Origin of the sequence: Pyxidicoccus trucidator (genome assembly GCF_010894435.1) — a bacterium.
Classification (GTDB): domain Bacteria; phylum Myxococcota; class Myxococcia; order Myxococcales; family Myxococcaceae; genus Myxococcus; species Myxococcus trucidator.
Genome location: NZ_JAAIXZ010000003.1, coordinates 84,604 through 99,710, shown reverse-complemented (window position 1 = coordinate 99,710; position 15,107 = coordinate 84,604). Strand labels below are relative to the sequence as shown.

At 72.3% G+C, this 15,107-nt stretch carries 13 protein-coding genes; 8 read left to right on the top strand and 5 right to left on the bottom strand.

The genetic code is table 11. The annotated features are described in order from the left end of the window. Window positions 1–3: 3 nt before the first annotated feature. Window positions 4–1,107: a glucose 1-dehydrogenase gene (locus G4D85_RS10495; RefSeq protein ID WP_164010726.1), complete on the bottom strand. Its 1,104-nt coding sequence runs from the start codon at window positions 1,105–1,107 to the stop codon at window positions 4–6. 203 nt (window positions 1,108–1,310) lie between these two features. Between G4D85_RS10495 and G4D85_RS10490 the strand changes: the two genes are divergently transcribed. From G4D85_RS10490 to G4D85_RS10470, 5 genes are all read left to right on the top strand, one after another. Continuing rightward, window positions 1,311–1,880 carry a hypothetical protein gene (locus tag G4D85_RS10490; RefSeq protein ID WP_240359195.1) on the top strand — a complete coding sequence of 190 codons (570 nt, stop codon included), beginning with the start codon at window positions 1,311–1,313 and terminating at the stop codon, window positions 1,878–1,880. A 253-nt stretch (window positions 1,881–2,133) separates the two neighbouring features. Continuing rightward, window positions 2,134–3,042, top strand: a complete 909-nt coding sequence (locus G4D85_RS10485) for an ABC transporter ATP-binding protein (RefSeq protein WP_164010722.1) — start codon at window positions 2,134–2,136, stop codon at window positions 3,040–3,042. Between the two features lie 13 nt (window positions 3,043–3,055). After that, on the top strand, window positions 3,056–3,817 hold the full coding sequence (locus G4D85_RS10480; RefSeq protein ID WP_164010720.1) for an ABC transporter permease: 762 nt from the start codon (window positions 3,056–3,058) through the stop codon (window positions 3,815–3,817). A gap of 79 nt (window positions 3,818–3,896) precedes the next feature. Next, on the top strand, window positions 3,897–4,907 hold the full coding sequence (locus G4D85_RS10475) for an ABC transporter substrate-binding protein (protein ID WP_164010718.1): 1,011 nt from the start codon (window positions 3,897–3,899) through the stop codon (window positions 4,905–4,907). Window positions 4,908–5,057: 150 nt separating this feature from the next. Beyond that, window positions 5,058–5,828 carry an HAD family hydrolase gene (locus G4D85_RS10470; RefSeq protein ID WP_164010717.1) on the top strand — a complete coding sequence of 257 codons (771 nt, stop codon included), beginning with the start codon at window positions 5,058–5,060 and terminating at the stop codon, window positions 5,826–5,828. A gap of 32 nt (window positions 5,829–5,860) precedes the next feature. Here G4D85_RS10470 and G4D85_RS10465 read toward each other — a convergent pair whose 3' ends face one another. Beyond that, entirely contained in the window at window positions 5,861–6,346 is a 486-nt protein-coding gene (locus G4D85_RS10465) for a hypothetical protein (RefSeq protein WP_164010715.1), read from the bottom strand. A gap of 337 nt (window positions 6,347–6,683) precedes the next feature. Here G4D85_RS10465 and G4D85_RS10460 point away from each other — a divergent pair, with 337 nt between their 5' ends. Beyond that, a complete protein-coding gene (locus G4D85_RS10460; protein WP_164010713.1) occupies window positions 6,684–7,661 on the top strand; it encodes an NYN domain-containing protein in 978 nt (325 codons plus the stop codon). A gap of 71 nt (window positions 7,662–7,732) precedes the next feature. On the opposite strand, the gene G4D85_RS10455 is transcribed toward G4D85_RS10460, so the two are convergent. Continuing rightward, on the bottom strand, window positions 7,733–9,799 hold the full coding sequence (locus tag G4D85_RS10455) for a PilZ domain-containing protein (protein ID WP_338052885.1): 2,067 nt from the start codon (window positions 9,797–9,799) through the stop codon (window positions 7,733–7,735). 174 nt (window positions 9,800–9,973) lie between these two features. Continuing rightward, the gene (locus G4D85_RS10450; RefSeq protein ID WP_164010710.1) at window positions 9,974–11,548 is read right to left on the bottom strand and encodes a Kelch repeat-containing protein; all 1,575 of its coding nucleotides are present in this window, start codon (window positions 11,546–11,548) and stop codon (window positions 9,974–9,976) included. A gap of 302 nt (window positions 11,549–11,850) precedes the next feature. Between G4D85_RS10450 and G4D85_RS10445 the strand changes: the two genes are divergently transcribed. Both G4D85_RS10445 and G4D85_RS10440 read left to right on the top strand, forming a co-directional pair. After that, window positions 11,851–12,348: a YkgJ family cysteine cluster protein gene (locus G4D85_RS10445; protein ID WP_164010708.1), complete on the top strand. Its 498-nt coding sequence runs from the start codon at window positions 11,851–11,853 to the stop codon at window positions 12,346–12,348. 108 nt (window positions 12,349–12,456) lie between these two features. Further along, on the top strand, window positions 12,457–13,188 hold the full coding sequence (locus G4D85_RS10440) for a hypothetical protein (RefSeq protein WP_164010706.1): 732 nt from the start codon (window positions 12,457–12,459) through the stop codon (window positions 13,186–13,188). Window positions 13,189–13,198: 10 nt separating this feature from the next. On the opposite strand, the gene G4D85_RS10435 is transcribed toward G4D85_RS10440, so the two are convergent. Further along, on the bottom strand, window positions 13,199–15,094 hold the full coding sequence (locus G4D85_RS10435) for a ribonuclease R family protein (protein WP_164010704.1): 1,896 nt from the start codon (window positions 15,092–15,094) through the stop codon (window positions 13,199–13,201). Between the last annotated feature and the right edge of the window lie 13 nt (window positions 15,095–15,107).

Genomic DNA, 15,107 nt, shown 5'->3' with positions numbered 1-15,107 from the left:
TCCTCACCGTGTGCCTCCTCCGAAGGTGATGACGTGCTTGATGCCGCCGCCACCTTTTCGGCCCGTCACCACGTCCGCGAAGTCCTCCGGCGGATGGCGGGCGGTGATGAGCCGCTCCAGCCCGCCCGGCCAGCGGGCACGGAAGCGGCCCAAGTCTTCCAGCGCCGCCTCGAAGTCCGAGTCGGCCGCGTTCACCGTGCCCAGCACCACCTGGTTCTCCAGCACCAATTGCTTGAGCAGCGCGGCTCCATCCAGTGACAACGGCTCCGCGTGCGACGGCAGCCCCGTGAAGACGAAGACACCGTTGTGCCCCAGCGCCCTCAGCGCCTCGAAGGACGCCTTCGCCGTGCCAGTCGCCTCGTAGATGACGTCCGGGGCGCCCGCCTGGCGGACCAGCTCCTCCGGGGACACCTCCTTGGAGGAGAGATAGGGAGCGCCCACTGCCTCGGCGGCCTCCGCCTTGACGTTGGGCTTGGGGCTGCGTGAGTACACCGTGGTGGCGTAGCCCTGGCGCAGCAGCGCCATGGCGCCGAGCTGCCCCACCGGCCCCGCCCCCAGCACCACCGCTCGGCCTGGCCCGGGCTTCCACGGCAGCCGCTCCTGGATGCGCTTCACCTCACGCAGGGACTTCTCGGCAATCGTCAGCGGCTCGGTGAGCACCGCCACCTCGCGCAGCTCGGGGGTGACGCGGTGCAGGTACGCCACGTCCTCCACGAAGTGCTCCGCGCAGAAGCCGTGCGCTTCCTTGATGCCGCGCTCGGTGTAGTCGCCGGTGACGCAGAAGTCCGGGTGCCCGTGCCGGCACGCGGGGCAGGTGGCATGCGGGCAGGGGCGGCGCACGCGGGGCACGACGAAGTCTCCGCGCTGGAGGCCGCGCACGGCGTCGCCCACCTCCACCACCTCGCCCAGGCACTCGTGGCCGGGGATGAGGTACTCCGAGCCGGGTGGCGGCGTGCCGTAGAGGAACTGGAGGATGTCCTTGTCCGTGCCGCACACGCCCACCTCGCGCGTGCGCACCTTCACCTGGGTGGGGGCCTGGAGCCGCGGCTCGGGGGCGTCGATGACGCGCACCTCGCGTTGCTTCGGGAAGACGGCGACGGCCTTCATGCGCGGGCTCCTTGGCGTCCAGGCGCGTGCCGTCGCGTCCGGACAGCCTGACTCCTGCCGGACGCACCTCATGCGCGCACGGTAAGGTGGGGCGACAGGTCCGCTGGTGCACAGCGCCCGCCAGGTCGCTGCCCAGGGGGCAACGCCCGGGGCGCGTACGAAACCCCTGCCCCCCGGGGCCTCCCGGGTCTATGAGAGGGGCCGTGAGCGAGCCCTCCGCCCCCACCCTCCCCCTGGACGAGGAGCCCCGCCGCAGCCGCTCCACCGCCATTGGCGCCGCGGCCTGCGTGCTGCTGGCGCTGCCCTTCCTCCTGCTCGGCCCGTACCTGCTGGACACGAAGGCGCGCGTGGAGCTGCGCTGCGAGCCGGGCGGCCCGTGCAGCCTCACCCGCGCCGGCTGGCTCACCCGCGAGGAGGTGGCGCGCTTCACGCTGGACGAAGTCCAGGGCGTGAAGGTGGAGCGCACCCGCAGCGCCCGCCGCAACAGCGTCCCCATCTTCCGGCCGGAGCTGGAGACGGCGCGGGGGAAGCTCCCCCTCTTCCAGCAGTGGGCCACCGACGAGGCCGAGGCCACGCGCGTGGAGGCCCGGGTGAAGGCCTGGCTCGCCGCGCCCCGCGAGGCCCCGCTGGAAGTGGTGCGGGATGACCGGCACGCGTCGCTGCGCGTGGGCGGCGCCTTCACCAGCGTGGGCGTGCTGCTGCTCGTCTTCGCCGGCTGGCTCGCGGTGAGGACGCGGGCCCACCGGCGCGCGGAGCGCGGCGCCACCCGCTGACGGGCGGGCCCCCACCGCCGCTCCCCCTGCCCCAAAGGCTGGGACGGCCGGGCGGGCGGACGAGAGCAGCCCGCGCCCGCGTCCCTACCTTGTCGCCGCAGGGGGGCTGGACCCGGGCACAGGTGTCCAAAGGACGAATCCAAGACATGGGCCTCCGACACAGGGGAGGCAGCAGGCAGGCGGGGGAGCCCCCGAGGGCAGGACTGTTACATCCCCACTTCCCACCTGCACCTACGTGCGTAGCTTGTGGCCGATGCTCCGCGCGTTACTCGGCCGATGGCGAAGTTCGCTGCGCCTGCTCCGGCCGGCCCACGTGGCGGCGGACCGGGCGAAGATTTCCGTCGCCCAGCTGGGCCACCAGTACTCCAACAAGGTGGTCGCGCTCCAGGACGTGGACCTCAACGTGCGCTCGGGCGAGTTCGTCTGCCTGCTGGGCCCGTCCGGGTGCGGCAAGTCCACGCTCCTCTACGCGCTGGCGGGGCAGGTGGAGCCCACCGGTGGCACCGTGTCCATCGATGGGAAGCACATCCACGGCCCCGGGCCGGACCGGCTGCTGATGTTCCAGGAGGCGGCCCTGTTCCCGTGGCTCACCGTGCGCGGAAACATCACCTTCGCCCTGGCCGCCAAGGGCGTGCCCCGCTCGCAGCGTCGCGAGCGCGCGGACCAGTACATCCGCCGCGTGCAGCTCACCGGCTTCGAGGACACCCTGCCCCACCAGCTCTCCGGCGGCATGAAGATGCGCGCCTCGCTGGCCCGCGCGCTGTCCATGGACCCGGCCGTGCTCCTGATGGACGAGCCCTTCGGCTCGCTGGACGCGCAGACGCGCATCCACATGCAGGAGCTGCTTCAATCCATCTGGCTGCGCACCGGCAAGACGGTGGTGTTCGTCACCCACGACGTGCACGAGGCGCTGATGCTCGGCACGCGCGTGGTCCTCATGGCCCCCCGGCCGGGCCGCGTGGTGCGGGACCTGGAGGTCCACCTGCCCATGCCGCGCAAGCCGGAGGACGCCGCGCTCAACGAGATGGTCCGGCACGTGCGCGGCCTGCTGCGCGACGTGGAGGAGCCCGGAAGCGTGGAGCCCTCCTCCCGGCGCACGCCTTCACGCGGCACCGAGCGTCCCGCCCTGCCCACGCAAGGGATGCCCCGCCCCGCGCGGTGAACCGAGGTGCGCCATGAAGGGCTACATCCAGAAGCTGGGCATGTTCGTGTTGCTGCTGGGAAGCTGGGAGCTGGTGGCGAGGCTGGGCGTCTGGTCGCCCCACCTCTTCCCGGGGCCGCTCACGGTGGGGAAGAGCCTGCTCGCCATGGTCGGCGACGGCCGCATGGCGGAGGCCACGCTGCGCTCGCTGGGACGGCTGGGCCGCGCATACCTCATGTCGGTGGCCATCGGCGTGCCGCTGGGGCTGCTGATGGCGCGCCTGTCCTTCTTCCGCAACGGAGTGAAGCCCTTCGTCATGGGCCTGCAGGCACTGCCCTCCATCTGCTGGCTGCCGCTGGCGCTGCTGTGGTTCGGGCTGACGGACACCGCCATCCTCTTCGTCGTCGTCATGGGCAGCGTGCTGGGCATCGCCATCGCCACCGAGGACAGCGTCAAGGGCGTGGACCCGCAGCTGGTGCGCGTGGCCAGCACCCTGGGCGTGACGGGCCTGCGCTTCCAGTTCGGCGTCATGCTGCCGGCGGCCCTGCCCGGCATCGTCACCGGCCTCAAGCTGGGGTGGAGCTTCGCCTGGCGCGCGCTGCTGGCCGGGGAGCTGCTCTTCGTCTCCGGCGGCCTGGGGCAGCTGCTCACCGTGGGCCGCGAGCTGATGGACGTGTCCCAGGTGATGGCCGTCATGGTGGCCATCATCCTCATCGGGATTACCGTGGACCGTGTCCTCTTCCAGACGGTGGAGGGCCGGCTGCGGCGCCGCTGGGGGCTCACCGGGACGATGTGACGCACTGGACGTAAGCCGGCCGACGCTTCGTCCCGGCGTACGTTGAAATCCCGCCTGCCCGTACCTTTCTTGGCGGCCTATGCGTGCAACCCGCTCCCTGTTTCTATTCGTGCTCGCCGGATTGGCGGTGCTCGGTGCCGGCTGCAAGCGCGAGCCCGCGCCCGGCAGTCCGGATGCCCCGCTGCGGCTGGGCTTCTTCCCCAACATCACCCATGCCCAGGCGCTGGTGGGCAACGCCGAGGGCGCCTTCGGCTCGCAGCCCGGCGTGGGACGCCTGGAGGTGAAGCAGTTCAACGCCGGCCCCGCCGCCATGGAGGCGCTGGTGGCCGGCTCGCTGGACGTGTCCTATGTGGGCAGCGGTCCCGCCATCAACACGTTCCTCAAGGCCGGGCGGGAGCTGCGCATCATCTCCGGCGCGGTGAATGGCGGCGCGGTGCTGGTGGTGCGCACCGCGAAGTCCGCCGAGGAGCTGAAGGGGAAGAAGCTGGCCACCCCGCAGCTGGGCAACACGCAGGACATCGCCCTGCGCTACTGGCTGAAGCAGAAGGGGCTCGCCACCAACCTGCAGGGCACCGGCGACGTGCAAATCATCCCGCTGAGCAACCCGGACATCCTCGGCCAGTTCCTGAATGGCGGAATCGAGGGCGCCTGGGTGCCCGAGCCGTGGGGCGCGCGCATGGTGGCCGAGGGTGGCGGCCACATCCTCTTGGACGAGCGCGAGCTGTGGCCCGACCGCCGCTTCCCCACGACAGTCATCGTGACGACGCGCAAGGTGCTGGAGACGCAGCGCCCGCGCGTGGCCGCGCTGCTGCGCGTGCACGTGCAGCTCACCGAGCGGTGGAAGAATGACCCCGCCAGCTTCACCACCTCGGTCAACGCCGCCTTCGGCCGGCTCACCCACAAGCCCATGCCCGGACCCATCATCCAGGCGTCCTTCTCGCGGCTGGAGCCCAGCCTGGACCCGGTGCCCTCCGCGCTGGCCACCGCCGCGCAGCACGCGAAGGAGCTGGGCTTCACCACCGATGCGGACATCAACGGCCTGGTGGACCTGAGCGTCCTCAACGAGGTGCGCGGCGCGGCGACGAAGTGACCGAGGCGGGCCGGCGGCGGGGGCGCAGGCAGCCGTCCCCATCGGCCCGGGGTGGCGAGGGCCGGTGCTCGCCTCCCCGCTCACGCTCCGGAGCGCGCGCGGGCCCCGGCAGGTGACGGCACCCCCGGGCCCGGGGGAGGATGCGCGCCCATGAAGATGGAGCGCGTGGAGGAGACGCTGGAGCGCATCGGCCAGGAGGCCGCACGGGCGCCCGGCGGAGTGCTGGCGTTCGACGGAGACGGCACGCTGTGGAGCGGAGACGTGGGAGACGACCTCTTCCTCGCCCTGCTGGAGCACGGCGGCATCCGCCCGGAGGCCCACGCGGCGCTGGAGCGGCTGGGCGCGGCCCACGGCATGACGCCGGGCCTGGAGGCTCGCGAGCTGGCGCACCAGCTGTTCGCCGCCTTCGAGGCGGGGCGCATTCCGGAGAAGGAAATCTATGAAATGGTGGCGTGGCTCTTCGCCGGCTGGCGCGTGGACGCCGTGCGCGCCTTCGCCCGCGACGTGGTGGCCCGGCGCGAGGTGAAGCGGCGCCTGCACCCGGAGACGTGCCGCGTGGTGGAGTGGGCACTCGGCCGGGGCATCCCCTGCTACGTGGTCAGCGCGTCACCGCTCGCGGTGGTGGAGGCCGCGGTGGTGGAGGTGGGGCTGAATCCCGCCAACGTGCTCGCGTGCACGCCGCGCGTGGAGGACGGCACGGTGCTGGCCTCCATCCTCGAGCCCATCCCCTACGCGGCGGGCAAGGTGAGCTGCCTGCGCTCCCGCACGCCCGACCCGCTCTACGCGGCCTTCGGCGACAACGTGTTCGACTTCGAGCTGCTCGCGGCCTCTCGCGTCCCGGTGGCCATCCGTCCCAAGCCCCGCCTGCGCGCCCGGGCGCCGGAGCTGCCCTCGCTGGTCCAGCTCCACCCGGAGGAGTGAGGGCAGCCCCCCCGCGCTCACCCCGGCGCTGCTCAGCCCGGCTCGGAGACCTCACCCGCGAGCGACAGCGCGACGTTCTCCGTCTTGTTCTCCACCTGGTAGACGGCCACCACCACCTGCCCCTTCTCCGGCGCCTTGCGCAGCTGGAGCGCGCTCAAGTCCAGCGGCACCACCGCGCCTGGCTCGGTCTGCACGTAGAGCACCTGGCCGTTGAGCTTCACCACCTCTCCGGTCAGCTCGCGCATCCGGCCCTCGTCCGGCGTCACCCGCCGCACCGGCATGCCCGCGCCGTTGAGCTGGATGCCAATCCCCGTGCTGCCGGTGGTGGTGTCGACGAAGGGGTTGGAGGAGCCCGCGCGCCCGCCATCGACCGTCAGGTCGTCCCGGCCCTCTCGCTTGCGCTCCTCCGTGGGCTGCTCGGGGTCGCGTGCGGGCGCGGCCACGGGTAACAGCAGCGCCGTCAGCGAGGGCGCCGCCAGCGCGAAGGCGCGCCACGTGCTGGGAATCTTCCGTGTCATGGGTCCTGCTCCGGGCTTGGGGGTCCTTCGACCCGTTCCCCTGAAGCTAGGACTGGGTGTCGCGGCCGGACCCGGCGTCCCGGAGTCGGACGTACCAAGGCCCGGCCACCACCCCGCGCGACGGGCCTTCGCTCGCGCCGCGTGCCGGAAGCGCGCCTCCCGCCGCTTGAGTGCATGCCGACAGTGCGGACACAGCTCGCGAGTGTTCACCCCACGAAGGCAACCGCCCCATACCGCCGGGAAAGGGCTAGGGTGGGCTGTCCGGCCCGGCTCCACCGCGAGCGTGCCCGGACCCATCCACCGCCTCTGCTGGGGCGGCAACACGCAGAGGCCGCACGTGAACGGTCGCACCGAAGAGCACCGCATCGCCTTGTTCATCGACTTCGAGAACCTGGTCACCAACACCGGAATCAGCTCCGCGAGCTTCGACCTGCAGCCGTCGCTCGACCGCCTGCTGGAGAAGGGCAAGGTCGTCTACCGCCGCGCGTACTGCGACTGGTCCCGCTTCGCCGAGGCCAAGATTCGCCTGCACGAGTTCGGCGTGGAGCTGCTGGACGTGCCGCCCTCCACGCGCGCGGGGAAGAACGGCGCGGACATGCGCCTGGTCATCGACGCGCTGGAGCTGTGCTACGCGAGAGAGAGCATCGACACCTTCGTCATCGGCTCGGGCGACAGCGACTTCTGTCCGCTGGCCTACAAGCTGCGCGAGAATGGCCGCACCGTGATTGGCCTCGCGGTGAAGGAGTCCACGTCCCCCCTCTTCGTGAAGGCGTGTGACGAGTTCATCTACCTGCGCCCGCGCGCGTCGCGCTCGGACAAGGACAAGGGTGACAAGGGCCGGCAGAGCGTGGTCGCCGAGGAGGCCGGGCACGGCAAGCGTGGCCGCCATGGACGCGACCGCGGCGGCAAGGCCGAGGCCGCGGCGGCGCCCAGCGCCAAGGGCCAGCAGGCGCGGACGGAGGTGCCGGACATCGCCCGCGAGGTGGTGCAGAGCATGCTCGCCCGTGCGACGGGCGCGGTGAATCCGTCGCTCATCAAGGAAGCCATCGTCCGCAAGGAGCCGGACTTCGACGAGCGCGAGCACGGCTTCTCCACCTTCGCCCGGCTGCTGGCCGCGCTGGAGCAGGAAGGGCTGCTGCGCCGAATCCAGCAGGGCCGCCAGTGGTACGTGGTGGCCGCGGACTCGGACCTGGCCGCGGCCCCCACGGGTGGCCGCGGCGAGGGCAAGGGCAAGAAGAGCCACGCCCACGCCCACGTCGAGGAGGACGAGGAGCTGGAGTCCTACCCGGACCCCGACGAAGACGAGGGCGTCTGACGCCTTCGTCCGGAACTGCCCGCGCGGAAGCCGCCGCGCGGGTCAGCGGCTCCGGAGCGTGAGGCCCGCCACTACGCCCCGCGGGGCGTGGTGGACTCGTGCAGGTGCTCGAGGAACTCGGGCAGCAGGCTGGCGGAGATGACCCACAGCTTGCCCTCGCCCAGGTCCGCCAGGGCGGCGCGCTCCACGTACATCACGTTGTCCGACTCGACGTAGTGGACGAACACCTTGCGGCCCCGCGCGCGGTACCAGTCCGCCGCGTGCGACAGCAGCGCCACCAGCGCGTCCTGCGCCTCGGGCAGCGAGTCGTCCACCAGCGACACCAGCCGCACACCGTCCAGCACGTTGAAGAGGTTCAGCCCCTGCTGCGCGGACTCCACCACCGCGAAGGCCACCGGCTGGCCGCCGTGCCGCGCCACCAGCAGCGTGCGCTCGCGGCCCAGGCCCGCCTCGCCCCACTGCGCCTTCGCGGCGAGCAGGTCGAAGCGCTCGGGCACCAGGTCCAGCGCCTCGCGGTACGCCACCGGGCGCGTGCTGGACACCTGCGCGAAGAAGCGCTCGCGCTCTTCCGCCGTGGGCGTGCCCACGTCGATGCCCACCGGCACCTCCCACGGCCGCTCCACCTCGGCCTCCATGAGGCGGAAGGGGACGAGGCACGTCTGCCCCGTGTGCTCGTACCAGGTCGCGAAGTCGAACTTGGTGAAGCGCACCCAGCGCACGTTCGCCTCGCAGAAGGCGAAGAACCACTTCACGTCCGGGTCCACCTGCGTGGGCTCGTAGCCGCGCAGGTAGATGTCGCGCAGCGCATCCCTCGCGGTGAGGCGCGAGCCCGGCACCTGCTGGCGCGCGAGCTGGTGCGTCATCCAGCTGCCCTCGTACGGCTTCGCCACCGACAGCGAGGCCTCCAGCATCTCACCCGCCGGACGCACCACCCGGTAGCCCAGGCTCGTCCGGCCCTCCAGCCGCGCCTGAGTCGCGTCGTACGTCGGGCGCACGTCCTCGAAGTCCTCCGGCGACTTGCCCGGCAGCCGGAAGTAGCCCGAGCGCTCGAAGAGCTTCCACGTGGCGTCGCCCCACTCGCCCTCCACCTTGGTGGTGGGGTGCATCTGCGCCTCCACCAGCGCGCGCCACGCCTTCGCGCCCTGCGCGTCCAGCGGCCGCACCGACATGCCGCACCGCCGGCCCGTCGCCGTGCTGGAGATGTTGCGCACCTCCGCGCGTAGCCGCACCGGGGCCAGGCCGTCCATGGCCACCTCCAGCACCGGCTGCCGCAGGCCCGGGTACAGCAGGTCCTCGCCCGGCTCCGTCATGAAGGCCAGGCCCTCATACGACAGGTCCAGCACCGGCCGCTTCACGTGCACCTGCGGCCACAGCGGGTGGTCGAAGGACAGCGTGCACGGGCTGCTCGGCGGCGCGCGGCGCAGCCAGCGGTGGCGGTAGCGCACCAGCTCCTTCGGCGCCGGCATCACCACCACGCCGGACACGTTGCGCGCCTCGCGCACGTCCAGGTGCACCACGCTGCTGTAGCCGTACATCTCCAGGACGAAGGGCGCCGGGGGCGGCACGCCGTCGAAGCGCCAGCCCATCTGCCCCTCGAGCGCGTCGAAGAAGTCCGCCGTCACCTCCACCTTGCTGCCGTCCGGAAGCCGCGCCACGCCACGCGCCCGCCGCGCCGCCAGCGCCGCGCAGATGCGCGCCACGCGGTCCGCGTGGTCGATGTTCTCCCGCCACACCGGCCGCGTCTCGGGCGGCAGCAGCAGGCCGTTGTCGCGCAGCGCCTCCAGCACGGAGACGATGCGGCGGCCCGCGTCCAGCGGCGGCGCCACGAAGCGCAGGCTCACCTCCGGCGCGCCGCGCACGTCCATCACCTCCGCGTCCAGCGCGGTGGCCCAGCGCTCACCATGGCCCAGCACCACGGACGCGGCCTGCCCCGGCTCCAGCGTCGTCTGCCCGTCCAGGTGCAGCGTCAGGTGCTCCAACGAGAGCCGCACGAGTCGGCCCGGGGCGTGACGGTTTCCGAACGACGCCACCGCCGTCAGCTCCGTCCCCATCCGGTAGCCAAGATTCGACTCCCGGCCGCTCATCCCGTCCAGCGTGTCCGCCTGCATGACAGCTCCGTTGTTGAAGGACGTCGACAATACAGCTTTATGTGAAAAGAGTCAGTCCCACTGAAAGTACGAGACCCCGTGTGCGCGCGATTGCTCACACCGTGGCCACGCATGAGTCGGGGAGAACTTGCTCTCCAGGACAGCCGTTGTCGGACGACGCTTCGAGTGTCTCTCAGCCGGCGCTCTCGATACCACTGTTTGGGCTCATGGACATCTCACCTGCCCCATCAGCACGGTGTCGGACAATCCCCCATCGGGTCCCGCACCACCCACCGCGTATACGCGCGCGTCGGATCCGCCCACGAGGGAGTGTCCCGTACGGGGCTCGGGCGGAGGCGTGGCGGGCGTGAAGCGCTCGGCGGCGGGGTCGAACCACGCGGGCGCGGCGCCGGCGCGGTCCTCGATGTAGAGCCAGCCATTGCCGGCCCGCACCGCGCGCGGCGAGGCGCGGGGCACGTCCATGGGCGCGAGCTCGCGCACCCGCACCACGCTGCCGGCGCGCTCCAGGAGGAAGGCGCGCGAGGACGGGACGAGTCCTCCGCCCGGCAGCGCCTCGCGGCCGCCGACCACCAGCGCGCGGCTGGAGGACAGGTCGACGACGGCGGGGGACTCCAGCGCCACGGGGAGCGAGGGCCCCACGCCGAGCAGCCCCGAGGGCTCCACCACATCCGTGCGCGCGGAGGCACCCTGGCCCGCGCAGCCGCCCGCGAGCACGAAGGCGTCTCCGAGCGCCGCGCCTCCCGCGGGACAGGACAGCGAGAGGCGGCCAAGCACCGTCTGGTCGCCCGCGCCGGGGCTCTCCAGCTTCACGCGCACCACCGCGTCGCTGGTGGGAGGAAAAGGCCGCTGGGCGAGCTGGCCTCCGGCGAGCACCGCATCCGGGCCGAGCCTTCCGGCCAGCACGCCGCTCGCGGTGAGCACCGGGGAGAAGTACACGCGGGTGGTGCCGCCGTCGGGCTCCAGCCGCTCGAAGCTCCCCTCGGGCTGGCCGTCCTCGCGCACGCCGCCGAGCACCACCACGCCTCCGTCCGTCAGCGCCAGCGCCGCGGCCTCCGCGCGCGGCACCAGCAGCGCGCCCCGTGCGGTGAGGCCCGCGCTGGGGGAGATGACGTCCACCGTGCCGACGGGACGGCCCGTGCCGTCGCGGCCTCCGATGACGAGCAGGGAGCCCGCGAAGGGGCCCACCGAGGGGAAGAGCACCTGGGGCGCCGTGCGGTGCGTGACGCCGGGCAGCTCCGTGATTGCGCCCGTGGTGCCACCGGAGCAGCCGCAGGCGCCGCTGGTGCAGGTGAGCCCTCCGGGCTGGCAGCTCACGCCGTCACAGTCCGGATCCGCGCAGTCACGCAGGTCGTCGCCGTCGTCGTCCACGCCGTTGTCGCACGCTTCCACGGGAGCGCCCGCGTCCGGTGGGGCGGGGATGGGGGGCAGGGTGAGCTGCAGCGTGGTGCCGGTGCCGATGGTGAGCGTGGCCTCGCCCACGGCGGTGGAGCGCACGATGCCGGCGCGCTCGGCGGTGGCGCGCACGGACACGCGAGTGCCTTCAGGGGTGGCGGGGCCGGACTCGAAGTTGAAGGTGGCGGGGAGCCTGAGCGCATTGCCCTCCAGGGTGGCCAGGGCGAGGGGCGCGCCATCCGGGAGGGAGGCCACGACGGAGAGCCGGTCGAAGTCCACGCCGGGCGTCAGTGGGCCGCCCACCACCACGTGGATGCCGCCCGGAGACTTCTCACAGGCGAGCAGCGGCAGCAGGGCGAGCAGCAGGACATGGGAGACGACGCGCATGGGGGCGCATTCTGGTACAGCGCGCGCGAGCAAGCACCTGACGGCGTCACGGCGGCGAGCCGACAGTGGAACGAGCGTTCCTTCCAGGAGACGGGGCCGACGGGGGGCGAGCCGCCGCGCTCGGATACGGGGCAAGGCTGGCCCGCTATTGAGAGACTCCCCGAGCGGGGCCGGGCAGTCGGGCCCCTTCATGCCCGGTCGAATTGATGGGACCTCTTCTCACAGGCGTTGGTAGGGAGTTTCCTCCTTCGCTTCTCCGCGCACGGCGTCGTCTCGTGGCGCACCGGCAACCGAGGCCCTGCTTGCCCCTCTCCACCCTCTGTCTGCGCTGCGGCATGTGCTGTGACGGCACCCTCTTCACCCATGTCTCGCTCCAGCCAGCCGAAGTCACGTCGCTCCAGCAGCGCGGGCTCCCGCTGACCTCGCGCGCGGATGGCTCGCCGGCCCTCGCGCAGCACTGCGTGGCCCTGGATGGGCGCACCTGCACCGTCTACTCAGACCGCCCGGCGAGCTGCCGTCGCTACCACTGCCAGCTCTACGGGGCGCTCGCGGAGAAGGAGGTCTCCCTCGACGAGGCGCTCTCCGTGGTGGACGAGGCCCAGGCGCTGGTGGCCGCCGTGGGAGCGGAGCTGCCACCTGTCTCCGCCGAGGAGCCCCGCTCGGTGATGCAGCGCGCCCGCCGCGCGGATCAGCCGGAGCACGGTGGGCCCCTGCCCCCCAAGACCCAGGCCGCCCGCGAGCGCGCCGAGGCGTTCCTCGACAAGCACTTCCGGGGGCGCTTCGGCCGACGCGAGGGATGAGACGCGCCTGAGGTTGCGCACCGCGTGGCTCAGGTGCGATGAGCACACACCGCCCGGGCCGCCGCGTGCCCTTCCGCTCGCGAGTCCGGCGCAACCCGAGGACTCTCCATGACGACAAAGGCCCCCGTCCTGACCGCGATGACGCTCACCCTGCTCACCGCGCCGCTCGCTCGCGCGCAGGACGCGCAGGAGCCGGCGAAGTCCGCCTCGGCGGACCTGAATGGTGACGGCAAGCCGGAGGCCATCTCCCTGGAGTGGGACGAGAAGAAGGACCAGTTCGTGCTCAAGGCCGGCGGTGCCACCGTCCGCGGCGACACGAGTGGCAACGAGCCCATCGGAGTCACGGTGGTCGACCTCGACAGCGGCGACAAGCGCAAGGAGCTCGCCGTGCACACCGGGGAGACGGACTACGACAAGCAGGCGCGCCTCTACGCCTTCGACGGCAAGGCGCTGAAGGCCCTGGGCAGCGTGCCCGCCCTCACCGAGGCGAAGGGCAACGGCATCATCCTGTCCGACTCGTGGCAGGGCTTCTGGAACCGGCGCGACAAGTTCGCCCTCGACGCGAAGGCGGGCAAGGTCTCCGAGGTGCCCCAAGAGCTGTACGCCGTCGGCGTCGAGGCCACCGTGAAGCAGTCCTTCCCGCTCGCGCGGAGCCGCACAGACAAGGCCGCCGTCGCCATGCTGGCGCAGGGCTCCCGGATTCAGGTGCTCGCGGCGGCGCCCGCGAGCAAGAAGGGCGGGGACTACCTCTACCTCGTGAAGTCCTCCACCGGGCTGCTCGGCTGGGCCACCGCGAAGGACCTGCAGGAGAAGACCGAGGGCCTTCCCTTCGCGGGCTGAGTCGCGACTACTACTGCACCAGCGCCAGCTCGACGCGTCCGAGCTGCTCGTCCGTGGACGCCACCTTCACCGTCACCGGCATGCCGATGGTGAAGGTCCGCTCCTTGCCCACCAGGGACAGCTCGCGGGCGTCGGGACGGAAGGGGCCACCGGGCAGTCCTTCCGAGGGCACCACGCCCTCCACCAGCATCCCATCCAGCTGCGCCACCAGGCCGAAGGGCTTCACCCGCGTCACGCGCGCGGAGAACTGCTGCCCCACGCGCGCCGCCATCCACCGGGCCTCCAGCTCGCGGTGCCGGTCCGTCTCCGCCCGGGCCGACGCGCGGGCCTTCGCGTTGATGTGCACCGCGAGCGTCTCCACCGCGGGGTCCTCGTCGATGAAGTCCCGCCGGCCCCGCAGGTACGCCTTCAGCGTCCGGTGCACCGCGAGGTCCGCGTATCGGCGAATCGGTGACGTGAAGTGCAGGTACAGCGGCGCGGCCAGCCCGAAGTGCGGCAGCGGCTTCACCGTGTAGCGCGACGGGCCCAGCGAGCGGTGCAGCACCGAGCGCAACGCCGCCTCCGCCGCGGCGCCGGCAATCTGCCGGTCGAACGCGGCCAGCGCCAGGGGCGTCAGCTCGCGACCGAAGCCCGCCGCGAAGCCCGAGTGCTCGGCGAAGGCGTTCAGGTCCGCCACCCGCAGCGGGTCCGGCTGCTCGTGCACGCGGAACACGCCCGGCGCGCCGCGCGCCTGCAGCCACAGGGCGATGGCCTCGTTCGCCGCCACCATGAAGCGCTCAATCATCCCGTGCGCCGACGTGAGCCGCTCACTCACCAGGCCGGACAGCTCACCTGTCGTCTCGTCGAAGGTGAAGCGCGATTCCTCCCGCGCGAACTCCACGCCGCCGCGCGCGGCCCGCGCCACCGCCAGCCGTGCCGCCGCGAGCCGGAACCACGGCATCACGTCCTTCACCGGCTCCATGGGCGCGGACACCTCGCCCCTGTCGAGGAAGGCGGCCGTCTCGTCGTAGTTCAGCCGCGCCCACGAGCGGATGATGCTCTCGTACACGTCCGCCGCCGTCACCCGCCCCTGCGGGTCGATGCGCAGCTCCACCGTGAGGCACAGCCGCTCCTCGCCCGGAACCAGGCTGAGCCAGTGCGAGGACAGCTGCTCCGGCAGCATCGGCAGCACGCGCCCGGCGAGGTACACGCTGGTGGCCCGCTCGCGCGCCTCCAAGTCCAACGGCGAGCCTTCCGTCACGTACTCGCTCACGTCGGCGATGGACACCAGCAGCCGCAGCGCGCCGTCCGGCCCGGCCGGCAGCACGGAGATGGCGTCATCGATGTCCCGCGTCGATGGCGCGTCCACCGTCACCGTGGGGATGGAGCGCAAGTCACGCCGCGCGCCGAGCGCATGCGGCACCGTGCGGGCGCGGCGGGCCTCGTCCAGCGCCTCGACGGGGAAGATTTTGCGCAGGTCGTGGCGGGCGATGACGCGCTCCAGCGAGCGGTCCTCACCGGGCTCCACGCGGTAGGCCAGCACCAGCTTGCCCTCGGCGATGCGGGCCACCACGGCGTCGCCGAACGCCAACTGCGCGCCACGGGTGTCGAGCGCCCAGTCCGAGTTGGCCACCTCGCGGTCCACGCGCAGGAAGGGGGTGCCCTTGCGCAGCACCACCTCGCCGTAGACCTGGGTGCGCGGGCGCTCCACGAGCGACAGGCCGCTCGCCGTCCAGCGTCCGTCCGCCGCCGCCGTCACCGTGGCGGTGACGATGTCCCCGGCGAAGTAGGGGTTGAGGTCCGGGGGAGGGATGAACGCGGACAGCACCTCGTGCGAGCCGGGTGACTGCACGGTGAGGAAGCCGAAGCCGCGAGGGTGAACGTCGATACGACCGGTGACGGTGCGAGGGGAAGCGGAGATGTCCATTGAGTGAGCCTTG